At 46.3% G+C, this 23,021-nt stretch carries 21 protein-coding genes, 1 pseudogene and 1 other annotated feature; of the genes and pseudogenes, 20 read left to right on the forward strand and 2 right to left on the reverse strand.

What is annotated here, in order from left to right:
* The first annotated feature begins 50 nt into the window (after positions 1 to 50).
* From P3X63_RS06640 to P3X63_RS06670, 7 genes are all read left to right on the forward strand, one after another.
* The gene (locus P3X63_RS06640; RefSeq protein WP_077737050.1) at positions 51 to 839 is read left to right on the forward strand and encodes a DUF2268 domain-containing putative Zn-dependent protease; all 789 of its coding nucleotides are present in this window, start codon (positions 51 to 53) and stop codon (positions 837 to 839) included.
* 191 nt (positions 840 to 1,030) lie between these two features.
* Positions 1,031 to 2,005, forward strand: a complete 975-nt coding sequence (locus P3X63_RS06645) for an ABC transporter ATP-binding protein (RefSeq protein WP_026586396.1) — start codon at positions 1,031 to 1,033, stop codon at positions 2,003 to 2,005.
* 4 nt (positions 2,006 to 2,009) lie between these two features.
* Positions 2,010 to 3,032 carry an ABC transporter ATP-binding protein gene (locus P3X63_RS06650; RefSeq protein ID WP_277692630.1) on the forward strand — a complete coding sequence of 341 codons (1,023 nt, stop codon included), beginning with the start codon at positions 2,010 to 2,012 and terminating at the stop codon, positions 3,030 to 3,032.
* 112 nt (positions 3,033 to 3,144) lie between these two features.
* Positions 3,145 to 4,776 carry a peptide-binding protein gene (locus P3X63_RS06655; protein ID WP_026586398.1) on the forward strand — a complete coding sequence of 544 codons (1,632 nt, stop codon included), beginning with the start codon at positions 3,145 to 3,147 and terminating at the stop codon, positions 4,774 to 4,776.
* A gap of 77 nt (positions 4,777 to 4,853) precedes the next feature.
* Positions 4,854 to 5,804 carry an ABC transporter permease gene (locus P3X63_RS06660; protein ID WP_026586399.1) on the forward strand — a complete coding sequence of 317 codons (951 nt, stop codon included), beginning with the start codon at positions 4,854 to 4,856 and terminating at the stop codon, positions 5,802 to 5,804.
* A gap of 20 nt (positions 5,805 to 5,824) precedes the next feature.
* The gene (gene opp4C / locus P3X63_RS06665) at positions 5,825 to 6,739 is read left to right on the forward strand and encodes an oligopeptide ABC transporter permease (protein WP_277692631.1); all 915 of its coding nucleotides are present in this window, start codon (positions 5,825 to 5,827) and stop codon (positions 6,737 to 6,739) included.
* A gap of 123 nt (positions 6,740 to 6,862) precedes the next feature.
* Positions 6,863 to 7,615, forward strand: coding sequence for a YjbA family protein (locus P3X63_RS06670; RefSeq protein WP_077737045.1), 753 nt, complete (start codon positions 6,863 to 6,865; stop codon positions 7,613 to 7,615).
* A gap of 221 nt (positions 7,616 to 7,836) precedes the next feature.
* Here the strand turns inward: P3X63_RS06670 and trpS are convergent, their stop codons facing one another.
* On the reverse strand, positions 7,837 to 8,829 hold the full coding sequence (trpS, locus tag P3X63_RS06675) for a tryptophan--tRNA ligase (protein ID WP_077737044.1): 993 nt from the start codon (positions 8,827 to 8,829) through the stop codon (positions 7,837 to 7,839).
* Positions 8,830 to 8,878: 49 nt separating this feature from the next.
* Positions 8,879 to 9,100 (reverse strand) — a binding site (T-box leader).
* A 455-nt stretch (positions 9,101 to 9,555) separates the two neighbouring features.
* Here trpS and P3X63_RS06680 point away from each other — a divergent pair.
* The 7 genes from P3X63_RS06680 (at position 9,556) to spxA (ending at position 16,512) form a co-directional block, all read left to right on the forward strand.
* Complete coding sequence (locus P3X63_RS06680; RefSeq protein WP_077737043.1) at positions 9,556 to 11,184, forward strand: peptide ABC transporter substrate-binding protein; 1,629 nt, start codon at positions 9,556 to 9,558, stop codon at positions 11,182 to 11,184.
* A 98-nt stretch (positions 11,185 to 11,282) separates the two neighbouring features.
* Positions 11,283 to 12,218 (forward strand): ABC transporter permease, encoded by a 936-nt coding sequence (locus P3X63_RS06685; protein ID WP_026586403.1) that lies wholly within the window; start codon positions 11,283 to 11,285, stop codon positions 12,216 to 12,218.
* Positions 12,219 to 12,222: 4 nt separating this feature from the next.
* Positions 12,223 to 13,140, forward strand: a complete 918-nt coding sequence (locus tag P3X63_RS06690; RefSeq protein ID WP_026586404.1) for an ABC transporter permease — start codon at positions 12,223 to 12,225, stop codon at positions 13,138 to 13,140.
* Between the two features lie 13 nt (positions 13,141 to 13,153).
* Positions 13,154 to 14,215 carry an ABC transporter ATP-binding protein gene (locus tag P3X63_RS06695; protein ID WP_026586405.1) on the forward strand — a complete coding sequence of 354 codons (1,062 nt, stop codon included), beginning with the start codon at positions 13,154 to 13,156 and terminating at the stop codon, positions 14,213 to 14,215.
* Between the two features lies 1 nt (position 14,216).
* Positions 14,217 to 15,140, forward strand: a complete 924-nt coding sequence (locus tag P3X63_RS06700) for an ABC transporter ATP-binding protein (protein WP_026586406.1) — start codon at positions 14,217 to 14,219, stop codon at positions 15,138 to 15,140.
* 223 nt (positions 15,141 to 15,363) lie between these two features.
* The gene (locus P3X63_RS06705) at positions 15,364 to 15,942 is read left to right on the forward strand and encodes a GNAT family N-acetyltransferase (protein WP_277692632.1); all 579 of its coding nucleotides are present in this window, start codon (positions 15,364 to 15,366) and stop codon (positions 15,940 to 15,942) included.
* Between the two features lie 174 nt (positions 15,943 to 16,116).
* Complete coding sequence (spxA, locus tag P3X63_RS06710) at positions 16,117 to 16,512, forward strand: transcriptional regulator SpxA (RefSeq protein ID WP_009328833.1); 396 nt, start codon at positions 16,117 to 16,119, stop codon at positions 16,510 to 16,512.
* 41 nt (positions 16,513 to 16,553) lie between these two features.
* Here spxA and P3X63_RS06715 read toward each other — a convergent pair whose 3' ends face one another.
* Positions 16,554 to 17,216: a TerC family protein gene (locus tag P3X63_RS06715; protein ID WP_277692633.1), complete on the reverse strand. Its 663-nt coding sequence runs from the start codon at positions 17,214 to 17,216 to the stop codon at positions 16,554 to 16,556.
* A 167-nt stretch (positions 17,217 to 17,383) separates the two neighbouring features.
* Here P3X63_RS06715 and P3X63_RS06720 point away from each other — a divergent pair.
* The 6 genes and pseudogenes from P3X63_RS06720 (at position 17,384) to P3X63_RS06745 (ending at position 23,001) form a co-directional block, all read left to right on the forward strand.
* A pseudogene (locus tag P3X63_RS06720) lies at positions 17,384 to 17,515 on the forward strand (hypothetical protein).
* A complete protein-coding gene (gene mecA / locus P3X63_RS06725; protein WP_026586409.1) occupies positions 17,497 to 18,135 on the forward strand; it encodes an adaptor protein MecA in 639 nt (212 codons plus the stop codon). The pseudogene P3X63_RS06720 and the gene mecA overlap by 19 nt, the downstream one beginning before the upstream one ends.
* 313 nt (positions 18,136 to 18,448) lie before the next feature.
* Positions 18,449 to 19,660, forward strand: a complete 1,212-nt coding sequence (locus P3X63_RS06730; protein ID WP_277692634.1) for a family 8 glycosyl hydrolase — start codon at positions 18,449 to 18,451, stop codon at positions 19,658 to 19,660.
* 249 nt (positions 19,661 to 19,909) lie between these two features.
* The gene (locus tag P3X63_RS06735; protein WP_277692635.1) at positions 19,910 to 20,935 is read left to right on the forward strand and encodes a tripartite tricarboxylate transporter substrate binding protein; all 1,026 of its coding nucleotides are present in this window, start codon (positions 19,910 to 19,912) and stop codon (positions 20,933 to 20,935) included.
* Between the two features lie 81 nt (positions 20,936 to 21,016).
* On the forward strand, positions 21,017 to 21,472 hold the full coding sequence (locus tag P3X63_RS06740) for a tripartite tricarboxylate transporter TctB family protein (protein WP_026586412.1): 456 nt from the start codon (positions 21,017 to 21,019) through the stop codon (positions 21,470 to 21,472).
* Between the two features lie 23 nt (positions 21,473 to 21,495).
* Positions 21,496 to 23,001 carry a tripartite tricarboxylate transporter permease gene (locus P3X63_RS06745; protein ID WP_026586413.1) on the forward strand — a complete coding sequence of 502 codons (1,506 nt, stop codon included), beginning with the start codon at positions 21,496 to 21,498 and terminating at the stop codon, positions 22,999 to 23,001.
* The last annotated feature ends 20 nt before the right edge of the window (positions 23,002 to 23,021 follow it).

A 23,021-nucleotide genomic window follows, 5' to 3' on the forward strand; every position in this document is an offset into this window, starting at 1 on the left:
CGTTTTTTATGGCCTGCATAACATACAGGTGAAAAAGGAGTGAAGAGAAGATGAGTGTCGCTAAAACATACGAATGGTATGAACAAGCTTTATCAATGCGGGAGCTGTCTTTTTTTCTTCTGCCGTATTTCAAAGGGGCGCCGAAGGAAAAAAGCATGTCGCTGATCAGCCATCTGCAATCCCACGGCATGGTCAAAAATTGGCCGGAAGGCAGGGATACGATGAAGGAGCTCAAGAAAAAAGGCGTATTTGAACAAGCGGAAAAAGAAGAACAGCTGCTCAAAAAACGGTGGAACGGACCCGACGTTCCGATCATCATCCTTCCAGTCGATGAAAGAAACCGCAAAATCCGCGCCGAATTCGGATCAAAATCAGGGCTTGCCTTTCATGACAAACTCTTTTTGTTTCTTTCTGCACACCTTTCTCCCCCGGCCGTTTCAGCGGTCATGACCCATGAATATAACCATGTCTGCCGGTTAGAAAATATCGCAAAAGAAGAAAAAAATATGACGCTTCTTGATACAATTATTCTCGAAGGCCTGGCCGAAAATGCCGTTTATGAACGTCTTGGAGCATCGGAAACAGCAGCATGGACCAAGATTTACTCGGAAAAACAGCTCGCCCATTTTCAAACCCGCCTCGTTGAGCCGCATTTCGAGCTGAAACGCCACGAAGGACGACTATTCTCCAATATTTTATTTGGAAAAGGTTATTATCCTGATATGCTCGGTTATGCCGTCGGCTACAATATTGTAAAAAAATATTTGTCGAAAAAGAAATTGAAAGTTGCCGATGTTTTATCCCTTCCGTCTGAAGATTTTATAGAGCTGTCGCTTTAAAACATTAAAATTATGGGATTAAATTAATATTATTACATTTAATCTAAAAATTCCTTGCTTTTGTAATGGTTATGTAATAATATACAACTATAAAATTTTAAGATAATTCAGTCTTATCCAGCAGCTTTTGAAAAAATAAATATTAGTTTTCAATTATATTTAACTTCTGATCTATGGGAAGGGGAATCTAGATGAGCGCATTGCTGGAAGTCAATGATTTAAAAACTTATTTTTTTAGAAAAAAACAGCCGATTCCGGCGGTTGACGGCGTCGATTTTTCGATCAAAAAAGGGGAGACCGTGGCGCTGGTTGGAGAATCAGGCTCAGGAAAAAGCATCACATCCCTCTCCATCATGGGGCTGGTTCAGAGCTCCGGCGGCAAGATCATAAACGGCTCCATCAAACTGGAAGGCCAGGATCTCGTTACATACAAGGAAGAAGATTTCTGCAAGATTCGCGGAAACGAAATCTCGATGATTTTCCAGGAGCCGATGACATCGCTCAACCCTGTTTTAACGATCGGCGAACAAATCAGAGAGGTATTGATCTATCATAAAAAGCTTTCTAAAAAAGAGGCCGAACAAAAGGCGGTTGAACTGTTAAAGCTTGTCGGCTTTTCAAGAGCGGAACAGCTGATGAAAGACTACCCCCACCGCTTGTCCGGCGGCATGAGGCAAAGGGTGATGATCGCGATCGCCCTCAGCTGCAACCCGAAACTGCTCATCGCCGATGAACCGACGACAGCGCTGGATGTGACGATTCAAGCACAAGTGCTGGAGCTGATGAAAGATTTATGCGACAAATTTAATACCTCGATTCTTCTCATTACCCATGATCTCGGCGTCGTCTCGGAAATCGCAGACCGCGTGATCGTGATGTATTGCGGACAAGTTGTGGAAAACGCTGCAGTAGACGAACTCTTTGATGAACCCCTGCACCCCTATACAAAAGGCCTGTTAAACTCCATCCCTGTGATTGACGGCTCCATTGAAAAATTAACAGCCATAAAAGGAAATGTACCAACGCCTGACAACCTTCCGGCAGGCTGTCGTTTTGCCCCGAGGTGTCCGAACGCGGTCGATAAATGCTGGGGTGCCCAGCCCGGCTTGAAAACGCGGCCGGACGGCCGGTCCGTCAGATGCTTCTTATATGAGGAGGAGGAGTAAGGCGATGACATCAAATGTAGAACAGTTGGAGACCACACAGCAGATAACCGGAGACGAACCCTTGCTCGAACTGAAGGACGTCAAAAAATACTTTCCGATCCGGTCGGGAATTTTTCAGAAAAGAATCGGCGATGTCAAGGCGGTCGACGGCCTCAGCTTTTCATTAAAGCGCGGCGAAACGCTCGGGATCGTCGGTGAGTCGGGCTGTGGAAAATCAACGGCCGGCAGGACGATGATCCGTCTTTACAAACCGACAGCAGGGCAAATCCTTTTCAAAGGCCGGGACATTTCCGGGCTGTCGGAAGAAGCTTTGAGAAAAAGCGTCCGCAAAAATATCCAAATGGTTTTTCAAGATCCATACGCCTCTTTGAATCCGAGAAAAACCTTGCGTTCCATCATCAATGAACCCTTCACCACACATCATATGTACAATCTCAAAGAGCGCAATGAAAAAGCTGAAGAGCTATTGGCGAGGGTCGGCCTGCATCCGTCCTTTGCAAACCGCTATCCCCATGAATTTTCCGGAGGCCAGCGCCAGCGGATCGGAATCGCGCGGGCACTCGCCTTAAACCCTGAGCTCATCATCGCCGACGAACCGGTTTCGGCTTTGGATGTGTCGATTCAGGCCCAAGTGATCAATTTGATGGAAGAGCTTCAAGCAGAATTCAACTTGACGTATCTGTTCATCTCCCATGATTTGAGCGTCGTCCGCCATATCAGCGACAGAGTCGGCGTGATGTACCTCGGCAAAATGATGGAGCTGACGGATAAGCATGAACTGTACGACAATCCGCTTCATCCATATACACAGGCCTTGCTTTCCGCCGTCCCCGTCACAAGGAAAAAAGGCCGGGAGAAACGGGAAAGGATCGTTTTGAAAGGGGAGCTGCCGAGCCCTGCCAATCCTCCAAATGGCTGCGTCTTTCATACGCGATGTCCGGCGGCAAAAGCGATTTGCGCGGAAACGGCACCCGCTTTCAAGGAAGTGAAAGCCAACCATTTTGTGGCATGCCACCTTTACGAATAAAGGGAAAGGCCTTCACATATTTAATCCTTGAGAGGGGGAATGTCTTCTTAAAAAACGGGGGTCAATTCGTCTGAAAGGAAGGACAACAGTTTAATAAGGGGGAATTCATAAAATGAACATGCGCAAAACAGGATTTTCGATTTTTAGCTTGCTATTGATCTTATCTATTTTTCTAGCGGGCTGCAACAGCGGTGAAGTCGGCGGGGAAGAAAAAGAAGGCAAATCTGACGGAAAGCCGCAAAAAGGCGGGGACTTGGTTATCGGTTCGACAGGAGAGCCTACTTTATTTAACAGTTTATATTCAACAGATGTTTCCAGCTCTGATATCGAAGGGTTTATATTTGACGGGCTTGTCGGCTCTGATACGAAACTAAATCCGACGATGAAACTCGCTGAAAAGATTGATGAGTCTGAGGACGGACTAACCTTTGACGTCAAACTGAAAGAAGGCGTCAAGTGGCATGACGGCGAGGAATTCACCGCGGATGACGTCGTGTTTACGTACAACATTCCGCTCAGCAAAGATTATGCGGGCGAACGCGGCTCAAACTTCGAAATGATCGACGAAGTGACAAAAAAAGGAAAATACGAAGTGGAATTCAAGCTGAAACATAACGACCCTTCATTTTTGCCTGTCACTTTAAGCTACTATATTCTTCCTGAACACATTTTGGGAGATGTGCCGATTAAAGATCTCGGCGACCATGAATTTAACCGGAAAAATCCGATCGGCACCGGGCCGTTTAAATTTGTGGAATGGAAGCAGGGGCAGTACGTCAAAGTGGAAGCAAATGAAGATTACTACGGGGAAGGACCTTATCTCGACACACTGACATACAAAGTGATTCCGGACGCCAACGCGGCGCTCGCCCAGCTTCAGGCAGGGGACATTGATTATTTCGTCGTCCCTGGAACAGATGTCAAAACGGTCGAAAAATTTGATCATGTAAGGGATGAATCAGGACTCGGCCTGAACTATGCGTACATTGGCTGGAACGAGAAAAACGAACTGTTTAAAGATAAAAAAGTCCGTCAGGCGCTGACACATGCGATTGACCGCAAAGCGATCGTCGATAATGTCCTTGACGGCGACGGAGAAGTCGCGAATATCCCGGAAAGCCCAGTCTCATGGAACTATCCGAAAGATGCCGATATTCCGGTCTTTGACTACGATCCGGAAAAAGCGAAAAAAATGCTGAAAGAAGAGGGTTGGGAAGATACAGATGGTGACGGCATTTTAGACAAAGACGGGAAAAAGTTTTCGTTTACACTGAAAACAAACCAAGGAAACAAAGTGCGTGAAGATGCGGCCGTCGTCATTCAGCAGCAGCTGAAAGAAGTCGGCATTGAAGCGAAGCCGCAGATTGTCGAGTTCAGCGCTCTAATTGAGCAAACGAGCGCGCCAAACTGGGATTACGATGCGCTTCTGTTAGGCTGGAGCTTAGGGACCTTCCCTGATCAATACGACATTTTCCATTCCAGCCAGTCTGAATCGGGTCTCAACAACATTTGGTACAAAAACGAAGAAGTCGATAAGCTGCTTGTGGAAGCGAAAAAACTGAAAGACCGCGAAGAATACTCAAAAGCGTACGAGAAAATTTATAAATTAATTGCCGAAGATCAGCCGTACACGTTCTTGTTCTACTATAATTACCACCGGGCGGTTCCTAAAAACTTAAGAGGCTTTGAATTCCATCCGAAAGATGATTTCTACAATATTAACAAATGGTGGCTGAAACAATAATCTCATATTCTCTAAAGGGGAGAGGGCGGTTTTCCTCTCCCTGCGCTTTAAAATCCATGATAAAAGGGGAATAGAAGATGGTGACATACATTATTCGGAGAACGTTAATGTCTATTCCGATCTTGCTTGGAATTACCATTCTTTCCTTCGCGATTATGAAATCGGCCCCCGGCAATCCGGTTTCGCTCATGCTTGATCCGTCGATCACCCAGGCTGACCGGGAGCGATTCATCGAGAAATACGGGTTGAATGAGCCGGAGCATATTCAATATTTGAAATGGCTCGGCAATATGTTGCAGGGCGATTTTGGCACCTCGATCGTCAGGAAAGGAACGCCTGTCATTGATTTGATTCTTGCGCGGCTGCCCAACACGCTTCTGTTAATGGTTGTTTCAACCATACTGGCGCTTTTGATTTCGATACCGTTCGGCGTGCTGTCGGCGCGGCGCCCTTATTCCAAGCTTGATTACGGCATTACGTTTACATCATTCATCGGGCTTGCGATCCCGAATTTTTGGCTTGGTCTGATCTTGATTATGGTTCTTGCGGTCAACTTGGGCTGGTTTCCGACCGGCGGTGTGATGACGCTCAACTCCGGTTTCAGCATATGGGATCGGGTTCATCATTTGATTTTGCCTGCATTCGTACTTGCGGTCGCCGATATGGCGGGGCTCACGCGGTATACAAGGTCGAGCATGCTTGATGTGCTCAGACAGGATTACATACGAACGGCCAGAGCAAAAGGCTTTAAAGAAAATCGCGTCGTGTACAAGCACGGTTTGCGCAACGGACTGCTTCCAGTCGTGACGATTTTTGGACTGATGATTCCTTCTTTTATCGGCGGAGCGGTCATTACCGAACAGATTTTCAGCTGGCCGGGTCTCGGAAAACTGTTTATTGATTCCGCGTTTCAAAGGGATTACCCGGTTATTATGGCCATGACCGTCATTTCTGCCGTGCTGGTCGTCATCGGCAACTTAATCGCCGACATTCTGTATGCGGTGATCGATCCGCGGATTGAGTATTAACAATAAGGGGGGGATAAACGATGCCACAGCCAAATCCTTCAGCACCTTCAGCGGAAATCGGATTACAGGAAAACATTCCGCAAAAACCGGAAACGATGACGAAAATCTTTTTTGAGAAATTCTTTAAAAATAAGCTGGCTGTCGCCGGCGGCCTGATGCTTTTAATTGTGGTACTCTCAGCGCTTTTTGCACCTTTGATCGCTCCATATGCACCGGAACAGCAAAATCTGCTTCACAAGCTGCAAGCGCCGAGTGCCGAACATTTGATGGGAACGGATAAATTCGGCCGCGATATTTTCAGCCGCCTGCTGTACGGTGCGCAAATTTCCTTGCTTGTCGGCTTCGCCTCAGTGCTCGGGTCGATCACGATCGGAACCGTGGTCGGCGCCATTGCCGGCTATTTCGGCGGAATCATTGATGCGATATTGATGAGAATCGTTGATATCATCCTATCCATCCCGGATATCTTTCTCTTGATCACGCTGGTCACGATTTTCCAGCCTGGCATTGACAAGCTGATTCTGATTTTCGCTTTGACGAGATGGACGACGACGGCGCGGCTTGTGCGCGGAGAATTTTTGTCCTTGAGATCGCGGGAGTTTGTCCTGGCCGCAAAAACGATCGGGACGCGGAGCTACAAAATCATTTTTTCGCACATCCTGCCGAACGCCATGGGGCCGATCATCGTTGCGGCGACACTGTCCGTCGGTACCGTGATTCTTGCGGAATCGGCATTAAGCTATCTCGGCTTCGGCGTCCAGCCGCCGATGGCGAGCTGGGGCAACATGCTGCAGGATGCGCAAAACTTTACGATCATGATTGAAGCGTGGTGGTATCCGCTGTTTCCGGGCTTGATGATTTTAATCACCGTTTTGTGCTTTAATTTTCTCGGAGACGGGCTCCGAGATGCGCTTGATCCGAAGAATATTAAATGAGAAAACAGGGGCGTCTTTCAGGCGGCCCTGTTTTTTTTATGAGCCATTGCCATAGATGGAATAATTTCCTTTACCCTTGCCTATACTGTGGACAACAGTTTTTATAAAGTGAGGGGTTAGGAAATGTTATTTCTTCATGATGTGTGGGTGAATTGGTTTGAGGGAGAAGAAAATGGCTACAATGTCTGTCACTTTCATGAATGGCGGAAGGAAGACAGTGTTGAACTGTTGGATCAGGTGCCTTTATTAAGAGTTTCGTCCGTTTTGTTCAACTACATAGAAAATGATCTATCAGAACTTCCATCCGAATTATTAAAGGATGTCCATCAAAAAGCATATATCCGCAAAAACCATGAGCGTACACAGCTTGATCATTGCTTCGTCGTAACAGACGGCATCGGAATCCTGGCGGTTGATACAGCCGGCTATTCGATCCCCGTCAGAAAAAGCCGCCTCATCCCAAGACAGGAACAGCTCGTCTATGACATGGTCAAGGACGTTGAAGCACAAGAATACGAATTTGCACCGGAAAAGCTGCAGTCTTCCAAGGAATACCACATCTTATCATTATCACCGGAGCATGTCAGAGGATTAACAAGAAAAGAACGTCAGCTGAAACAGCTGCTGTTCATGGCGCTTGATCAGCTGAAAGGTCTTAAAAACCGCGCTGAGATCGCCTACTGGTACACGGAATGGAATCCGTATATGTATGAACAGATTAAACGGATGACATTTGAAGAAATCTGGGACATGCTTTTCAATGAAACGATTGACGGCTGGTCTGACAAACACCGGGACTTTTGTGAAAACTTAATTAAAGGACAGCCGTTTTTTGAGAAGCTTTGGGAAATTGAAAATGAGTCAAAAGTCAACTAAAAAGCCGTCGGTCATGCCGATGGCTTTTTTGCGCTTTCCATTAAAAAACAGAACCTTATACTAATAAAGAAAAAACACGGCGAAAAAGCGGCTTCTGCAGGACCAGAGGCATGTTTTCATCAACGCGAATTATAGGAATATCGCATTTTGCGGCCGTGCAGGCCTGTTCTTTATGAAAAACACCTTCTCATTGCAGAAGCAATCAAGAAGGTGTTTTTTGCTTAACGTCTTTTGCGGCCGAGCCCCATCGCGTTTTCCATTTTCTTTAGCATTTTGCCCGCCGCTTGGTTTGCCCGTTCGGCGCCTTCGTCCAGAATCCGGTCCAATTCCTCAGATTCGATCAATTCATAGTACCGATCTTGTATCGGCTTCAGGGCGCCGACGACGACGTCGGCGAGATCGGTTTTAAATTCGCCGTAGCCTTTGCCCTCGTATTTGGCCTCAAGCTCATCGATTGAGACTTGTCCGAGAATCGAATAGATGGTCAGCAGATTGGAGACGCCCGGTTTGTTTTCTTTGTCGAACTTCACGATTCCGTCAGAATCGGTGACGGCGCTCTTGATTTTTTTCTCAAGCTGCTTTGGATCGTCAAGCAGGGTGATGAACGCTTTTTGGTTCGGGTCCGATTTGCTCATCTTTTTGAGCGGGTCGGCAAGCGACATGATGCGGGCGCCGACTTTCGGAATCTTCACTTCGGGAACCGTAAAGATGTCATTGTATTTTTTGTTGAAGCGTTCTGCCAAATTTCTCGTCAGCTCAAGATGCTGCTTCTGATCCTCGCCGACGGGAACGACGTCTGTGCCATACAGCAGAATATCGGCCGCCATGAGCGGGGGATATGTCAAGAGACCGGAGACGACGGCTTCTTTTCCGTGTGATTTGTCTTTAAACTGAGTCATCCGCTCAAGCTCGCCGATATAGGCGACACACTGCATCATCCAGCCTGCCTGGGCATGCGCCGGCACCTCGGATTGGATGAACAGCGTCGCCTTCTCCGGATCAAGGCCGATGGCCAAGTAAAGCGCGGCCAAGTTGCGGATGTTTTTTCTCAATGCGAGGCGGTCCTGCGGAACCGTAATCGCATGCTGGTCAACGATGCAAAAATAGCAATTGTAATCATCCTGCAGCTCGACAAACTGCTTCATCGCACCGATGTAGTTGCCAAGCGTAACAGAGCCGCTCGGCTGAATTCCGGAAAATATCGTTTTCTTCATATGAATCCCTCTTTTCATTTCAAAATAAAAAGGCCCACTCTTCCCTTAAGAAAGGGACGAATGAACCGCGGTGCCACCCTGATTATTTCATTATGATCAAAATGAAATCACTTTAAACGTTGTTAACGAAGCCTGCTCCGGCTGAGCCTACTTATACGTGTTCGGTCAGCTGCTCCAAAGCCCATTCCACATTCGCCATTATCCGCTCCCAGCCCCGCGGACTCTCTGTAAATGGGGAGAAATGTGTACTCTTCTTTTTCAAAGCATTTATCCATAATTTTATTATATATAAATTCGAAATGAAAGTCACGGGGCTCCAAAAAGAAAAACAATATCGGGATGAGAAGAGTCGGCCTGACAGTGGTGAATTCTTTATAACGAATAGTAAATGTTATATGTGTAAAACGTTTCTTTCTGTTAAATATCGACTTTCATTTTAGTGTGTTTACGCTTTAATACAGAGAAGTATATTTGTATCATTGGTAGAAAAACTGACAAAGTTAAATTGTTTGAATAAAAAAATAATTGAAAATTAATATTGCAATAAATTATTCTATTAATTATAATGAATTTGTTCACTTCGGTGTTACAGGTTCTTTACATAAAAATATTCAGAATAGACGAAACAGAGAAAAAAGTATGGCAAGTGGACCTAATACTTTTTTATGATAAATCTGAATGTTCAGGAGTAAGGAACTAAAAAATATGAATTAGGGGGGTTTCTTTTTGAAGAAGCGTTGGTCATTAATCAGTTTAATGCTTATTTTCACTCTCGTTCTCAGCGCCTGCGGCTTCGGCTCAAGCTCTGGCGATGGTGGTAAAAAAGACAGCAAAGGCAAAGACACATTGAATGTAAACATTAAAACCGAGCCGTTTTCACTCAATCCGGGACTTGCGAACGATTCGGTTTCTGCAAACGTACTTCGTCAGACTTTTGAAGGATTGACGACAATCGGCAAAGACGGAAAGCCGGTTGAAGCTGCCGCGTCAAAAATCGAAGTCAGCGATGATCAGAAGACATACACGTTTACGATCCGCGATGGCGCGAAATGGTCAAATGGAGATCCTGTAACAGCGGAGGATTTTGAATACGCTTGGAAATGGGCACTTGACCCGAAAAATGAGTCACAATACGCTTACCAGCTTTACTACTTAAAAGGCGGTGAAGCGGCGAACACCGGCAAAGGCAAAATTGAAGATGTCGGCGTTAAAGCAGTTGATGACAAGACGTTGAAAGTCGAGCTTGAAAAACCGACACCGTACTTTACGGAATTGACGGCATTCTACACATATATGCCAGTCAATAAAAAGGTCGCTGAGGAAAATCCGAAATGGTATACAAAAGCCGACGAGAACTACGTATCCAACGGACCTTTCAAAATGACGAAATGGAAGCACAACGGAAGCATCGTGCTGGAGAAAAACGACCAGTACTGGGATAAAGACGCTGTCAAGCTGAAGAAAATCAACATGGCGATGGTCAACGACGCCAACACCGGCCTCAACATGTACAAAAAAGGCGAGATTGATTTCGTCGGACAGCCACTTGATGAGATTCCGACAGATGCGATTCCAAGCCTGAAAAAAGAAGGCTTGCATATCGATCCGTTCGCAGCCGTTTACCTTTACAAATTCAATACGGAAGCTGCTCCATTGAACAATGTCAACATCCGTAAAGCCTTGACATACGCGATCAACCGCGAGGCGATCGTTAAAAACATCACACAGGCTGAACAGATTCCGGCGATGGGATTCGTTCCGCCGGCTGTCACCGGGTTTGAGTCAAACAAAGGTTATTTCAAAGATCACGATGTTGAAAAAGCAAAAGAATACTTGAATAAAGGCTTGAAAGAACTCGGTTTGAAAAAGGCGTCCGACCTTCCGAAAATCACGCTTTCCTACAATACGGATGAAGGCCACCAAAAAATCGCCCAGGCCGTACAGGAAATGTGGAGCAGGGATCTAGGCGTTGATGTTGAATTAGGCAATGAGGAATGGAACGTATACATTGATAAACTCCATACCGGAAACTATCAAATCGGCCGCATGGGCTGGATCGCCGACTTCAACGACGCGATGAACTTCCTTGAAACATACCGTGACAAAGAAGGCGGAAACAATGATACGAACTGGGAAAATGCAGAATACAAAAAATTGCTTGAAAAAGCTTCCACAGAAACCGATGACGATAAACGCATCAAGCTGATGAAAGAAGCCGAAAGCATCATTATGGATGAACTGCCGATCGCTCCGATTTACTTCTACACAATGCCTTATATGCAAGATGAAAACTTAAAAGGCGTTGTTCTGACAGGGACTGGAGAGATCTATTTCAAAACAGCGTATTTTGAATAAAACTGCATCAAAAAGTATATGGGGCCTAGGAGTTTCCCCCCATATACTTTTATTTATGAAAAGAAGTTAATAGACTGAATATTCGGAGGTGTGTAACAATGTTTAAATTTTTAGGCCGTCGTCTCGTATATATGCTGATTTCTCTCTGGGTTATTGTAACAGCTACCTTCTTCCTGATGAGAGCAATTCCGGGCGGACCTTTTTCAGGCGAGAAGAAACTTCCTCCTGCAATTGAAGCAAGCCTCAATTCTTACTATGGTTTAGACCAGCCCCTATTTAAACAATATCTCGATTACTTAGTATCGGTTATGAAATGGGATTTTGGGCCTTCATTTAAATATAAAGGACAAACTGTAAACGACTTAATCAACTCCGGCTTTCCGATCTCTTTTACACTTGGGTTGGAAGCGATCTGCCTCGCCCTGGCATTCGGTGTTTTGTTCGGCGTGATCGCAGCGCTGAAGAGGAATAAATGGCAGGACTACAGTGCGATGATTATCGCCGTTGTCGGTATTTCCGTGCCGAACTTCATCATGGCGGCGCTTCTGCAGTATGTGCTGGCGATGAAACTGGGCTGGTTCCCTGTCGCACAATGGGAGTCATGGGGACATACCGTGCTTCCGGCAATCGCAGTCGCCTCAATGCCGATGGCGTTTATCGCCCGCCTGACCCGTTCAAGCATGCTTGAAGTGCTGAGCAGCGACTACATCCGCACGGCGCGTGCGAAAGGGTTAAGCACGTCAGCGGTTACCTTTAAGCATGCGATCCGCAATGCCATCATGCCTGTCGTGACGTATATGGGGCCGATGGCGGCATCCATTTTGACGGGGACGTTTGTCGTTGAAAAAATCTTCGGTATCCCGGGACTGGGCATGCACTTTGTCACAAGCATTACAAACCGCGACTATACGGTTATCATGGGTGTCACCGTATTTTTCGGGGCGATTCTTTTGCTGTGCGTCTTGCTTGTCGATCTTTTGTACGGCTTAATCGATCCGCGCATCAAACTGTTTGGCGCTAAGAAAGGGGAGTAAAAGGATGCAGCAAATACCAAAAGACATGTTTGAACCTGCAGCTGTTGACCATAGCGAAGCCGAAAAGATCTCTAAGAAAAACCTTTCGTTTTGGACGGATGTATTCTTGAGATTTAAAGAAAACAAGCTCGCGCTGTTTGGGCTGGTGATTCTGATCCTGATCGCTCTAATGGCCATCTTTGCGCCGATGTTTTCGAGCTTTCAATATGAAGAGACAGATTTAACGAATACGAATCAGCCGCCAAGCGCAGAGCACTGGTTTGGAACAGATGACCTTGGAAGAGACGTGTTTGTCCGAACATGGGTCGGCGCACGCATCTCGCTGACAATCGGACTCGCTGCTGCGCTGATCGACGTTTTGATCGGTGTGATATGGGGTGCGATTTCCGGCATCAGAGGCGGACGTACGGATGAAATTATGATGAGAATAGCAGACATCTTATGGGCGATTCCATCCTTATTAATGACGATCCTGCTGCTCGTTGTCATGGGGAAAGGCTTGATCACGATGATCGTTGCCATGGTCATCACCGGCTGGATCAACATGGCGAGAATCGTGCGCGGACAAGTGCTTCAGCTTAAGAACCAGGAGTTTGTCCTGGCGTCGAGAACATTGGGCGCGAAAAACTCCCGCATCATCAGGAAACACCTGCTTCCAAACATCATGAGCCCGATCTTGGTCACCATGACATTGACCGTACCTACGGCGATTTTCTATGAAGCGTTTTTAAGCTATCTTGGCCTCGGCGTCCCGCAGCCGTTAGCGAGCTGGGGAACGATGGCAACCGACGGTGTGCAGGGCTTGGAATATTATCCATGGCGCCTGTTTTTCCCGGCTACATTTATCTGTTTGACCATGTTTGCATTTAACGTTATCGGCGACGGATTGCGCGATGCTTTAGATCCGAAGCTTCGTAAATAAAGGAGTGAGATAGATGAAACACTTACTTGAAGTGAAAGATTTGGCCATTTCTTTTAAAACATATGCCGGCGAAGTCCAGGCGATCCGCGGTGTCAACTTTCACGTTGACAAAGGAGAGACGCTTGCGATCGTCGGAGAATCCGGGTCAGGCAAAAGCGTCACTTCACAGGCGATTATGAAGCTGATTCCAATGCCGCCGGGCTACTTTAAAAAAGGACAAATTTTATTCGACGGAGAAGATTTGGTGCCGAAAACAGAGAAGGAAATGCAGTCGATTCGCGGCAAAGACATCGGTATGATTTTTCAGGATCCGATGACGTCTTTGAACCCGACGATGAAAGTCGGCCGCCAAATCACCGAAGTACTGTTTAAACATGAAAAGATTTCAAAAGAGGACGCGAATAAGCGGGCGGTCGAGCTGCTCAGCCTCGTTGGGATTCCGATGCCTGAACGGCGTGTGAATCAATATCCTCACGAATTCAGCGGAGGCATGAGGCAGCGGGTTGTCATCGCGATGGCGCTCGCCGCCAATCCGAAGCTGTTAATCGCTGATGAACCGACGACAGCGCTCGATGTGACGATTCAGGCGCAAATTTTGGAACTGATGAAAGATTTGCAGAAAAAGATTGATACATCGATCATTTTTATTACGCACGATCTCGGCGTCGTCGCCAATGTGGCCGACCGTGTCGCCGTTATGTATGCCGGCCAGATTGTTGAAATCGGAACGGTTGATGAAATTTTCTACAACCCGAAACACCCTTACACATGGGGGCTGCTTGCTTCAATGCCGAGCCTTGACAATGACGGTGATGAAGAATTGATGGCGATTCCGGGTTCGCCTCCTGATTTGACGAAACCGCCAAAAGGGGACGCATTTGCATTGCGAAGCCCTTATGCAATGAAAATCGATTTTGAACAAGAACCGCCGATGTTTAAAATATCTGACACACACTATGTCAAATCATGGCTCATGCATCCTGACGCTCCAAAGGTTGAACCGCCTGCGGCCGTCAAAAGCAAAATGCGGGAGTTTCAAGACCAAAAACCGGTTCAAGTGAAAGAAGGTGAATGATATGGCGGAAAAACTGCTTGAAATCAAGAACTTAAAACAGCATTTCTCAACGCCTAAAGGAACTGTGAAAGCTGTAGACGGAATCTCTTTTGACATCTATAAAGGAGAAACGCTCGGCCTTGTCGGTGAATCCGGCTGCGGTAAATCGACGACAGGACGGACAATCATTCGTTTATATGAAGCGACATCCGGTGAGGTGCTATTCAAAGGAACAAATGTGCACGACAAAAAGTCTGCCAAAGACCTTCTTGCATTCAACCGGAAGATGCAGATGATCTTTCAGGACCCGTATGCTTCACTGAATCCGCGGATGACGGTCGCCGATATCATCGCGGAAGGGATCGATATTCACGGCCTGGCAAAATCGAAGCAAGAACGGCTTGAACGGGTGCACGAGTTGCTCCATCTTGTCGGCTTAAACAAAGAGCACGCAAACCGCTATCCTCACGAATTTTCCGGAGGACAGCGCCAGCGGATCGGAATCGCCAGGGCTCTTGCGGTCGAGCCTGAATTCATCATTGCCGATGAGCCGATCTCAGCGCTTGACGTCTCGATCCAGGCTCAGGTCGTCAACCTTATGAAGGATCTGCAAAAGGAGAGGGGATTGACCTACCTTTTCATCGCTCATGACCTGTCGATGGTGAAATACATCAGCGACCGGATCGGCGTCATGTATTTTGGCAAGCTGGTTGAATTGGCGCCGGCCGATGAATTATACGAGAACCCGCTTCATCCTTATACACAATCGCTTTTGTCAGCCATTCCGCTTCCGGATCCGGATTACGAGCGCAACCGTATGCGGAAAACGTATGATCCGTCCGTCCATAAGCTGAGAGACGGGGAAGAGATGGAGCTTCGCGAAGTGAAGCCCGGACATTTTGTCATGTGTTCTGAAGAAGAGTTCAAAGCGTACCAATCGAAATAATATAGAAGGCGGCCTGATGGCTGCCTTTTTGACGGAGCAAAACAGATGCTCCGTTTTTTTGTGAAAAAAAAATGAAACCTTCGCCGCGGACGTTCGTCTTAGTATATATAGGTAACATGCTCAGCTTGATCTGCTCCTGATGCTTAAAAGAAATTGTTTAAACTAAAGAGAAAGCGGGTATATCTAAGGTGTGAATCATAAGAACATCATAAGGAGCAAATCAATGAACTGGTATGAAAAGCTTAGCGAGTATTTTCCCGTTGAAGAAATGAAATCAAAAGAACATATGGAGGCATTATTAAAGGAACAAAACGATATTTACCATAAAGAAGAAGGCCGTCATCACGTGCTGATGTATGCCGAGTTTGATTCCTTTATCTTCATCGACTATCTGTTCGTTTCTAAAGATGCAAGAGGCCAGGGTCTCGGCTCAAAACTGCTCGAAAAGCTGAAAAAGAAAAACAAGCCGATCCTTCTCGAAGTCGAACCTGTGGACGAAGAGGATGCAGATACGGCAAATCGTCTCAAATTTTACCAAAAGCAAAACTTTAAACACGCTGAGTCAATTGGTTACCGGCGCCGGTCGCTTGCCACCGGCAAAGTCAGTGAAATGGAGATTTTATATTGGTCTCCCCGTTCAAACACGGAAGAAGAAGTATATGAAGCGATGAAAGAAACGTATGAAAAAATCCATACATATCAAGATGAAAAATGGTATGGAGAATCGTTTGAGGATGTCGATGATGTCCTGAAGATCGTTGATGATCAAAAACAAAAGAACATTTTCGATGAACTAAACTAGTTGAGAATGAGAATAGGCAAAAAGAACAAAAGTCGCAGGATTGTCAAAAAATTTCTGTTACAGACTGTTCACACTTACTTTTTTATAGTATAATACTCTATAAAGATTACTTTTTTAGATTAATTTCAATTTAAGAATGCGCTATTTCATTCTACTTTTTAAGGAGTGAAGCATATGGTTACATTATATACATCACCAAGCTGCACGTCATGCAGAAAGGCGCGCGCATGGTTAGAAGAGCATGATATTCCATTTACGGAAAGAAATATTTTTTCAGAGCCTTTATCAATTGATGAGATAAAAGAAATTTTGCGGATGACGGAAGACGGAACCGACGAGATCATTTCAACTCGTTCAAAAGTGTTCCAAAAGTTGAACGTCAACCTTGAAACAATGCCTCTGCAAGAGCTTTACCAGCTCATCAATGAACATCCAGGCCTGTTGCGCCGTCCGATCATCATCGACGAAAAACGCCTGCAGGTTGGTTACAATGAGGACGAAATCCGCCGCTTCCTGCCTCGCAAAGTGCGCACATTCCAATTGAGGGAAGCGCAGCGTCTGGCCAATTAATTGTGAAGAGTAAAGAAGGCTGAAATTTTTCAGCCTTCTTTTTAATGTTTCTCACTAAGTTGTTCATAATAAATACTGGCTAAAATCACAAAAATAACTGTTAGGACGGGGAGCAGCATTTCAATCATGCCGTGTTTGGCCATAAAGGAAGACAGCTCCTGCTCTCTGACGATCATTTCGCCGCCTGTATATGCGAGCAGACCGCTGCCGGCGTATAGCAACAGCGGAAATTTGGCCATGGCGATCTGAATCAGCCTGCTGCCCCAAATAATAACGGGCACCGAAATCATGAGTCCGGCAACGACGAGCATCAGCCGCCCATGCGAGGCCCCGGCCACAGCGATGACATTATCTAAGGACATGAACAAATCAGCCACCACAATAATGCGAATCGCTTTCCATAGGGATGTCCCGCTTTTGACATGCTGGGTATCTTTTTTCTCAATCAGGAGCTGGTATCCTAAATACAGAAGGAAGATTCCTCCGATCAATTGCAGATAGGGAACTGTCAGCAGATACACTGCGGCTGCAGTCAGCATGATTCTCATGAAAATGGCGATGCATGTGCCGATGATGATCGCTTTTTGTCTCTGCATGGGAGGCAAATTGCGGCTGGCCATTGCGATGACAACGGCGTTGTCTCCGCCGAGAATGAGGTCGATTCCGATGATGACAAGGAATGACATCAACACATCGTGTTCCATCAACTGGCACCTCTCTTTGCTAAACGGGCCCGTTTTTTTTAGAACCCGTCATCTTCAGCTCTGCTTGTACAATTAATATATGAAGCGGGGCGGAAATTATGTTTGCTTGTCTTTTATGCATTTTTATTTCTTTTGCGCCTTTTTTATCATAAAATAGAAATTAAAGATTGTTCAGGGATAAGGTTAAGAAGTGGACGTAATGGGTAAAGTGTAGTAAAGTACAATTAATTGGGAGCTTAGTTATCCCTTCACCATCATACAAAGAAGGGAAGGTTGGCAAATGGAAATCGAAAGAATAAACGAACATACGGTTAAGTTTTATATTTCCTACGGTGATATAGAAGACCGGGGGTTTGACAGGGAAGAAATCTGGTACAATCGTGAACGCAGTGAAGAGCTGTTTTGGGAAATGATGGACGAAGTGCACGAAGAAGAAGAGTTTGCCGTTGAAGGCCCCCTTTGGATTCAAGTGCAGGCCCTTGATAAAGGGTTGGAAATCATTGTCACAAGAGCTCAGCTTTCCAAAGACGGACAAAAGCTAGAACTGCCGATTCCTGAAGATAAAAAGCAAGATGCAGCAGAAGAAAGCCTCGATGCATTGCTGGAAGATTTTCAAAAGGAAGAGGATGCCGAAGAGCAGAAGCTGCAATTCGTATTAAAATTTGCTGATTTTGAGGATGTCATCTCATTGTCAAAAATGACCGTCGTCGGCTGCCAAACGACATTGTATTCTCATGAAAACCGCTATTATTTATTCGTGGATTTCAATGAACTGCCTGATGAAGAGGTTGAAAATCAGCTCAGCATTTTGCTGGAATACGCCTCAGAATCAAAAATGACGATTCACATGCTGGAGGAGTATGGAAAACTGATCGCAGCAAATCATGCTCTTCATACAATAAAAAAGCACTTTGCATAAAAAAGCCGGTTTCTTTTGAAGCCGGCTTTAATTTTCTCCGTTCCTTTACACAGTCAGCAACGATGGGAACAAAAAAGATCATGATAAGCTTAAGTTCCCGCAACTTCACTCCTCCCATTCTCCATCATTCAAACGGCTTCACACTTTCCAATCATTTCGGCCCAAACCGAATAGGTCAATATCATCTATACACTTCCCGCTTCATTGATTAAGATGGATGAGGTATCATGACAAATTTTGGAATGTGAGAACGATTTGAAGCGAAGATGTTTAAAATGGATTATGGCTGTCTTTATTGGTTTAACATGTTTTTGTGCCGCTTTTTCTCAAACAGCCATGGCAGCCGTATATTCTTCTCGGACCAACGGGCAAAAACAATTTGAATCAGGCCTATAAAAAGTATTTTGATGAGAAAGGCGGATCGCTGTTTCATTATATGAAGGACGGTTCAGCTTATATCACTTCGATGACGGACGATAACCTGGGCAATGGTTACTACAGTGTCAAAACAGAGGGTATGAGCTACGGGATGATGATGACGCTGCAAATGAATGATGAGTATAAGTTCCAAAGGCTATGGGATTTCGTCCGCAAATATATGCGCCATTCCGAGAAAAATGACAGTTTGTACGGCTACCATCGCTGGCAAATGAAAACGAACAGCTCAGACGTGCAAACCATTGATCAGAATGTTGCATCTGACGGTGAAGTCTGGTTTGCGGCAGCGCTTCTTATGGCGTCTGGCCGCTGGGGTGATAAAGAGTACCCGTATGATTACAAAGCGCGGGCCCAAGACCTGCTTGACGCTTTGGCCGGTGCTGGCGAATACGCCAACGCTGGCAAGGAAGCGAGAGTTTTTATTAAAAACAGCAAGGAGATGGTTCGATTCGGCCCTTATGTCAATTGGACGGATCCTTCCTACCACGTTCCTGCTTTTTTCGAGTTATTCGCTAAAAGCGCCATAAGCAGCCAGCAGTATTTTTGGAAAGAGGCAGCAAACAAATCTCGAACATACTTGTCAGAAACGACGTTTAAAAGTGTTTTAAATAACGGATCATCCGTCACCAATGCCGCCACAGGGCTCTTTCCTGATGAAGCCGGCTTCGACGGTGTAAGCGATGCGGCACATTCCTCAACGGAAACAGACCGAAATTTCAGCTATGATGCTTGGCGGACGGTGTCCCACATCGCGATGGATTATACACTTTGGTCCTCGGCAGATAACGCATATCGCGCCAGCGAGCAAAAAGCGGTTAACAAGTTCTTGACGTTTATGAAACGGGAAAACTTCGGGAGAACGGCCCATGAATATACGCTGAATGGGACGGCCGTTAAAAGAGGAAGTCCGGTGGGGCTGATCGCCGCCAATGCAGGCGGAGCGACTGCAGCAAGCGATGCCTCATTAAGGACAGGGTTTGCCAATGTGTTTAACAGCGCCTATATTCCTGACGATTATTACGGATCCTGCCTGTACATGCTGAACAGCCTGGTAGCAAACGGCAAATTTACGATGTATCTTCCTTAAAGAATGTGTGTGTAATATCAAATTGAAAGACTGACCCTTCTCTGCGGAGAAGGGTTTATTAATTAGCAGAAGTTGATCCCGCCGTTGTGAGCCTATCCTACCCTTTAATGGAGGTAAATTGCCTGTAATCTATATTTGGGGAAGGTTTTTTGTGAACATTATGAACAAAAAGAATTTTATGCAGTTAAACTGTGCACGAAAAGATAAGGAAGCTATAATGAAAGCGATTACAATAAAGGGGGAACACAAATGTCAAAAAGGGGTCAACTTTGCGGCTTGACGATTTTGCTCGTGTTTGCGCTCATTTTGGGAGGATGCGGCGGAAACGCAGCTTCAAACAATAAAGCCGGGGAAGAAAAAGATTTTAAACCTTCAAAACCGATTGAGGTTGTTGCGCCCGCCGGAGCCGGCGGGGGATGGGATACAACGGCCAGAACTGTGGCAAAAATCATGGGTGAAGAACAATTGATTGACAAGATGGCTGTCGTCAACAAACCGGGCGGCGGGGGAGCGACAGGTTGGTCGTATGTCCACCGCAAAAAAGGCGACAATCATACGCTCTTTGTTACATCACCGCCGATCTTGTTCGTCCCGTTAAACGGACAATCTCAATACGGCCATGAAGATTTCACACCGATCGCAAGCGTGATTGCCGATTACGGCGCGTTTGTCGTTCATAAAGATTCGCCATATCAATCTATGAAAGATCTGATTGAAGCACTGAAAAAAGATCCGAAGTCTGTTTCGATTGTCGGGACGTCATCACCGGGAAGCATGGACCATATGCAATTTGTCAGCGCCGTCCAAAAAGCGGGTGTTAATGCGAAGCAGCTCAAGTATATTACGGCGCAAGACGGCGCCGGCATGAGCATGCTGCTCGGCAAAAAAGCGGATGTCTACTCGACAGGGGTCGGTGAAGCCGCCGAACAAGCGAGAGCCGGAAAGGTCAGGGTGCTGGCCATCACCGCGCCGGAGCGCATGAAAGGGGAGACCGTCAAAGACTTTCCGACATTAAAAGAGCAGGGAATCGATGACGAATTCACCGTATGGAGAGGTTTTATGGGACCGCCCGGAATGAGTGAGGCAGCTGTCAAGTTTTATGAGAAGAAAATCAAAGAGATGATGGAAAAAGACAGCTGGAAATCGATTCGGGACAGCTACGGCTGGGAGGACAAATATATGGACCATAAGGAATTCAAAACATATCTTGATGCCCAACACAAAGCAATGAAAAGTTTGCTTGATGAGATCGGGCTTGGTGATGAAGCCAAATAAACACGATGTGATCGTTTCAGACGGCAAGCCGGGCGAAGCTTCGCCGGCTTGTCAGAAATCGAGAAAGGCTGGTGTAGACCAATGAGGATCACAAACCGGGGCGTTTCTGTCGTGGTTTTGGCTGTAGCCGCCGTCTATTTGGCGCTCAGCTTTAATTTGGAGAGTTATCCGTACGCCGTCATTGACGCGGACGTGCTGCCGAAAAGCCTCGGCGTAGTGCTTGTCATACTCGGGATCTGTTTGTTTTTTGAAAAGGACAAGAAAGACACGGAAGCAAAAAAGCTGTTTCAATTAAAGAAGCAGGATGTAAAGGTGATGGTCTTTTGCGTCGCTTCTCTCATCATTTATATTACGGTGCTGGAGATCATTGGATTTTTATTGTCAACCGTTTTGCTGCTGATCGTCCTGCCGGCGGTATTGGGCTATCGCAAATGGAAAACTGCCGCCGCCGTTTCGCTCATTTTCAGCAGCGCCATTTATGTTTCATTTCATTATTTGCTGAACATTATGCTACCGCAGGGGGTTATGCCTTTTTAATAAACGAGTAGGGAGGGAAGTGCATGTTAGAAAGTATTTTATACGGATTCCAGGTGGCTTTGACCCCGCAAAATATCATGTTTGCATTTTTAGGCGTATTGATCGGGACAGTGATCGGCATGCTTCCTGGGCTTGGACCGATCACTGCGATTGCCATCATGATTCCGTTAAGTTATGGGATGGATCCCGCATCCGCTTTGATTTTAATGGCCGGTGTCTATTATGGCGCGGTGTTTGGCGGCTCGACATCCTCCATTCTCTTAAATGCACCCGGTGTGGCCGGAACCGTTGCCACATCGTTTGACGGATATCCGATGGCGAAGCAGGGGAAAGCAGGAAAGGCGCTGGCTGTAGCTGCCATTTGTTCGTTTGCCGGCGGTACGATTACCGTCGTTGCCCTGATGCTTGTCGCTCCGGCGATGGCCAATGTCGCCGTTACATTTGGACCGACCGAATATTTCGCCCTGATGCTCCTGGGATTGGTGGCGATCTCCAGCCTGTCGGAAGGATCGACCGTCAAAGCGTTAATTTCGGCAACATTAGGCTTTATGACCGCCACGATCGGAATTGATCCGCAAACGGGAACAGAGCGGTTTACCTTCGGTGCAGCAAGCCTTCTGGAAGGAATCGATTTTTTGATCGTCGCCCTTGGACTGTTTGCCTTGGCTGAAGTCGCCTTTTTAATTAAAACGCGAAACAAGCCGATGACAAACGAAGCCTCACAAGTCGGCAGCCTGAAGGTGACAAAAAGCGAAATGAAAGAGATTTCCGGGCCGATTGCACGACATTCAGTGATCGGATTCCTGCTTGGCGTCCTGCCGGGTGCAGGAGCAACGATCGCCTCATTTATTTCGTATATTACAGAAAAGCGTATCTCGAAAAATCCTGAATCATTCGGCAAAGGGAATATTAAAGGGATTGCCGCGCCGGAAACATCTAATAACGCGGCAACGAGCGGAGCGTTTGTCCCGCTGTTGACACTCGGAATTCCCGGATCAGGAACAACCGCCGTTTTGCTCGGTGCGCTTCTCGTCGTCGGTGTTCAGCCGGGGCCGCTTATGCTGACTGATCATCCTGACGTTTTTTGGGGCGTGATCGCCAGCATGTACATCGGCAATTTGTTTTTGCTGATTTTGAACTTGCCGCTCATTCCTTTTTTGGCAAAAATTTTACTGATTCCCAAGCAGCTCTTGATTTCGCTCATTTTTGTCTTCTGTTTGATCGGTGTTTATGCTGTGACCTTTAATATTGTCCATCTCTATATTTTGGTCTTCTTCGGCATCCTCGGCTATTTGATGCGGGTTCTTTCCTTTCCGGCAGCTCCGTTTATTTTGGCCTTTATTTTAGGGAGTATGATGGAAGAGTCGTTCAGACAGGCAATGACACTCTCTTCCGGGAGACTGTCCATCTTTTTCGAAAGCCCTGTCACAGTCGGTCTATTGATTGTGGCACTCCTGTCTCTGATCGTGCCGCCGATTTCCCGGGCAATGAGAAACCGGCAAAACAAATCGATCGATGTCGAAGGGTAAAAAAATTTGATGGTCCGGAA

The organism is Bacillus sp. HSf4 (assembly GCF_029537375.1).
Classification (GTDB): domain Bacteria; phylum Bacillota; class Bacilli; order Bacillales; family Bacillaceae; genus Bacillus; species Bacillus sonorensis_A.

Bases quoted from the DNA above. Each gene is read 5' to 3' on its own strand.
- P3X63_RS06690 (WP_026586404.1), top strand. From the start codon at position 12,223: ATGCAGCAAATACCAAAAGACATGTTTGAACCTGCAGCTGTTGACCAT.
- trpS (WP_077737044.1), bottom strand. From the start codon at position 8,829: ATGAAGAAAACGATATTTTCCGGAATTCAGCCGAGCGGCTCTGTTACG.
- P3X63_RS06705 (WP_277692632.1), top strand. From the start codon at position 15,364: ATGAACTGGTATGAAAAGCTTAGCGAGTATTTTCCCGTTGAAGAAATG.
- P3X63_RS06695 (WP_026586405.1), top strand. From the start codon at position 13,154: ATGAAACACTTACTTGAAGTGAAAGATTTGGCCATTTCTTTTAAAACA.
- P3X63_RS06660 (WP_026586399.1), top strand. From the start codon at position 4,854: ATGGTGACATACATTATTCGGAGAACGTTAATGTCTATTCCGATCTTG.
- opp4C (WP_277692631.1), top strand. From the start codon at position 5,825: ATGCCACAGCCAAATCCTTCAGCACCTTCAGCGGAAATCGGATTACAG.
- P3X63_RS06655 (WP_026586398.1), top strand. From the start codon at position 3,145: ATGAACATGCGCAAAACAGGATTTTCGATTTTTAGCTTGCTATTGATC.
- P3X63_RS06640 (WP_077737050.1), top strand. From the start codon at position 51: ATGAGTGTCGCTAAAACATACGAATGGTATGAACAAGCTTTATCAATG.
- P3X63_RS06650 (WP_277692630.1), top strand. From the start codon at position 2,010: ATGACATCAAATGTAGAACAGTTGGAGACCACACAGCAGATAACCGGA.
- P3X63_RS06645 (WP_026586396.1), top strand. From the start codon at position 1,031: ATGAGCGCATTGCTGGAAGTCAATGATTTAAAAACTTATTTTTTTAGA.
- P3X63_RS06745 (WP_026586413.1), top strand. From the start codon at position 21,496: ATGTTAGAAAGTATTTTATACGGATTCCAGGTGGCTTTGACCCCGCAA.
- mecA (WP_026586409.1), top strand. From the start codon at position 17,497: ATGGAAATCGAAAGAATAAACGAACATACGGTTAAGTTTTATATTTCC.
- P3X63_RS06700 (WP_026586406.1), top strand. From the start codon at position 14,217: ATGGCGGAAAAACTGCTTGAAATCAAGAACTTAAAACAGCATTTCTCA.
- P3X63_RS06685 (WP_026586403.1), top strand. From the start codon at position 11,283: ATGTTTAAATTTTTAGGCCGTCGTCTCGTATATATGCTGATTTCTCTC.
- P3X63_RS06670 (WP_077737045.1), top strand. From the start codon at position 6,863: ATGTTATTTCTTCATGATGTGTGGGTGAATTGGTTTGAGGGAGAAGAA.
- P3X63_RS06715 (WP_277692633.1), bottom strand. From the start codon at position 17,216: ATGGAACACGATGTGTTGATGTCATTCCTTGTCATCATCGGAATCGAC.
- spxA (WP_009328833.1), top strand. From the start codon at position 16,117: ATGGTTACATTATATACATCACCAAGCTGCACGTCATGCAGAAAGGCG.
- P3X63_RS06735 (WP_277692635.1), top strand. From the start codon at position 19,910: ATGTCAAAAAGGGGTCAACTTTGCGGCTTGACGATTTTGCTCGTGTTT.
- P3X63_RS06740 (WP_026586412.1), top strand. From the start codon at position 21,017: ATGAGGATCACAAACCGGGGCGTTTCTGTCGTGGTTTTGGCTGTAGCC.